We start from the raw sequence: 2,113 nt of genomic DNA on the forward strand, positions 1-2,113 counted from the left end.
CGGGCGCATTCAGGCGCGCGGCCGCGGCGGCTGCCGTTGCGGCGGCCGCCGCACGGGGCGCCCGCCATGCCGCAGTGGATCTGGCCCGCGCCCAAGAAGAAAAAAACAGCGGCCTGCGCTGTGAAACCAGGGCAGGCCGCTGAGGGTGGGCCGGGCGGCAGGGCCCGGCTCCGGTGGGGCCGTGGCCCGTTGCCGTTACTTGTTCTTCAGTTTGCCGCGCGGCATCACCGCGGTGATGGGGGCCATGGGGCGGTCGGAACCGCTTCCTTCCTTGGGGGGCGAAGTGTCCTTCTTGGGTTTCTTCGCCATCTTGTTGCTGCGCTGTTCGCCTTTGGCCATGGAGTGCTCCGTTGCGGGTCGCCGGATGGGACCGTGGCGCGATGGTACACGCCGAAGGCCGCTACTTGGTGTCCGGGTGGCTGTCGCGTTCGGTCAGGCGCTGGACCAGCGGCACGGCGCTGAAGATCGCCAGCGCCAGCAGCGTGCTGAGCACCGCCGTGGCCTCCAGACCCAGGCCGGCCGCCACGCCGATGGCGGCGGTGAGCCAGATGCCGGCAGCCGTCGTCAGGCCCTTGACCTGGCTCTCGCCGTCGCCCTTGAGGATGGTGCCCGCGCCCAGGAAGCCCACGCCGGCCACGATGCCCTGCAGCACGCGGCTGTTGTCCCCCGCGCTGATGCCGGCCTGCTGCGCCACGAGCACGAACATCGCCGCGCCCATCGACACCAGCATGTGGGTTCGCACGCCGGCCGCCTTGCCCTTGTTCTCACGCTCCCAGCCCAGCAGGCCGCCCAGCAGGCCCGCGATGCCCAGGCGCACCACGATGCGCGTGGCCTGGCCCAGGTCGGTGAGGTCGGAGAATTCGGCGGCCACGGTGGTGGCGATCTGGTCCCACCAGCCCATCATCGACGGGCCCCGTGCAGGAGGAGGGAAAGGGGGCGGGTCTGGGTCATCCGGAAATACCTCATGAGAAAAATGAAAGGGGGGGCGCGGCGCGCGTCACCGCCGACCAATGTCGGCGCCGAACCGCACCCCTTCCAGCGGCCATGGGCGACACATCAGGTAGGACGCGGCCGGTGGCACCGGGCGATCATCCGGCAGATCGCCAGGGCAGGGCGAACACGCGCTGCTGCCAGTCGATCGCATCGCCGGCGGTGTCCGGACCCGTGGCGGCGGCCGAGGGGGCTGCCGCCCAAGGGTCGGGCAACCCACTGTCCAGGGCCAGCCATTCGCCTGTGGCCGGGTGCGCCAGGCCCAGGTGCCAGGCGTGCAGCCACAGCCGCTGGCGGCCCAGGCGTTCGGCCCACCAGCGGTTGAGCGGGCCCTTGCCATGCGTGGCATCGCCCAGGATGGGGTGCGCCAGGTGCTTGAGGTGGCGGCGGATCTGGTGGCGCCGCCCGGTGGTGGGCAGGGCCTCCACCAGCGACGCCCGCGTGCCGGGAAAGCGCGGGTCGGCGGCCTCGGGCAGTTCCAGCCGGGCCAGGCAGCGCAGCGTGGTGTGGGCGTCCTGCACGGGCGCGTCGGGCGGGGCGTCGTCGGGGCGCAGGGCGTGGTCCACCTCGGCCGCATCGGGCATCCAGCCGCGCACCAGGGCGAGATAGCGCTTGCGCACCGCGTGGTGCTCGAAGGCCTGCGACAGCGTGCGCGCCGCGGCCGGGTGCAGCGCCATCACCAGCACGCCGCAGGTGCCCTTGTCCAGCCGGTGCACCGGGTACACGTGCTGCCCAAGCTGGTCGCGCAGCGCCTGCATGACGAAGCGGGTTTCGCCCGCGTCCAGCCCCGTGCGGTGCACCAGCCAGCCGGCGGGCTTGTACACGGCGACGAGGTGCTCGTCGCGCCAGAGAATGTGCAGGGGGGGCATGCAGTGCGGAAAAGGGGAATGGGGCCGGGGCGGGGTCGGCGGGCAGGATAACCGCACCCTCCGCTTGTCGGGCCGGCCCTCAATGCGGTGGCACCGGGGCGGGCGCCCCCGCGCCCCAGGCGGCCACGATGCGCCCCAGGATCCGGATGCCCTGCTCGATCTGCTCCACCGTGAGGCTCGCATACCCCAGCACCCACCCGCCGGGCCGCGCCGGCCCGCCGCGCTGCGCGTCGGCGAACAGCGGCGACACGGGG

Annotated in this window: 3 protein-coding genes; all 3 read right to left on the bottom strand. The window is 72.9% G+C overall.

Features of this window, described 5'->3' with window-relative positions:
- Positions 1-195 precede the first annotated feature (195 nt).
- The 3 genes from AC27IO_RS23310 to AC27IO_RS23320 all read right to left on the bottom strand — a co-directional run bounded on the left by AC27IO_RS23310 (position 196) and on the right by AC27IO_RS23320 (position 1,859).
- On the bottom strand, positions 196-339 hold the full coding sequence (locus tag AC27IO_RS23310) for a hypothetical protein (RefSeq protein WP_272564027.1): 144 nt from the start codon (positions 337-339) through the stop codon (positions 196-198).
- 61 nt (positions 340-400) lie between these two features.
- Positions 401-904, bottom strand: coding sequence for an MgtC/SapB family protein (locus AC27IO_RS23315; RefSeq protein WP_284403469.1), 504 nt, complete (start codon positions 902-904; stop codon positions 401-403).
- Positions 905-1,088: 184 nt separating this feature from the next.
- The gene (locus AC27IO_RS23320) at positions 1,089-1,859 is read right to left on the bottom strand and encodes a pseudouridine synthase (RefSeq protein ID WP_498741038.1); all 771 of its coding nucleotides are present in this window, start codon (positions 1,857-1,859) and stop codon (positions 1,089-1,091) included.
- Between the last annotated feature and the right edge of the window lie 254 nt (positions 1,860-2,113).

The sequence above is a fragment of the Acidovorax sp. KNOB132 genome (genome assembly GCF_057541515.1).

Bases quoted from the DNA above. Each gene is read 5' to 3' on its own strand.
- AC27IO_RS23310 (WP_272564027.1), bottom strand. From the start codon at position 339: ATGGCCAAAGGCGAACAGCGCAGCAACAAGATGGCGAAGAAACCCAAG.
- AC27IO_RS23315 (WP_284403469.1), bottom strand. From the start codon at position 904: ATGATGGGCTGGTGGGACCAGATCGCCACCACCGTGGCCGCCGAATTC.
- AC27IO_RS23320 (WP_498741038.1), bottom strand. From the start codon at position 1,859: ATGCCCCCCCTGCACATTCTCTGGCGCGACGAGCACCTCGTCGCCGTG.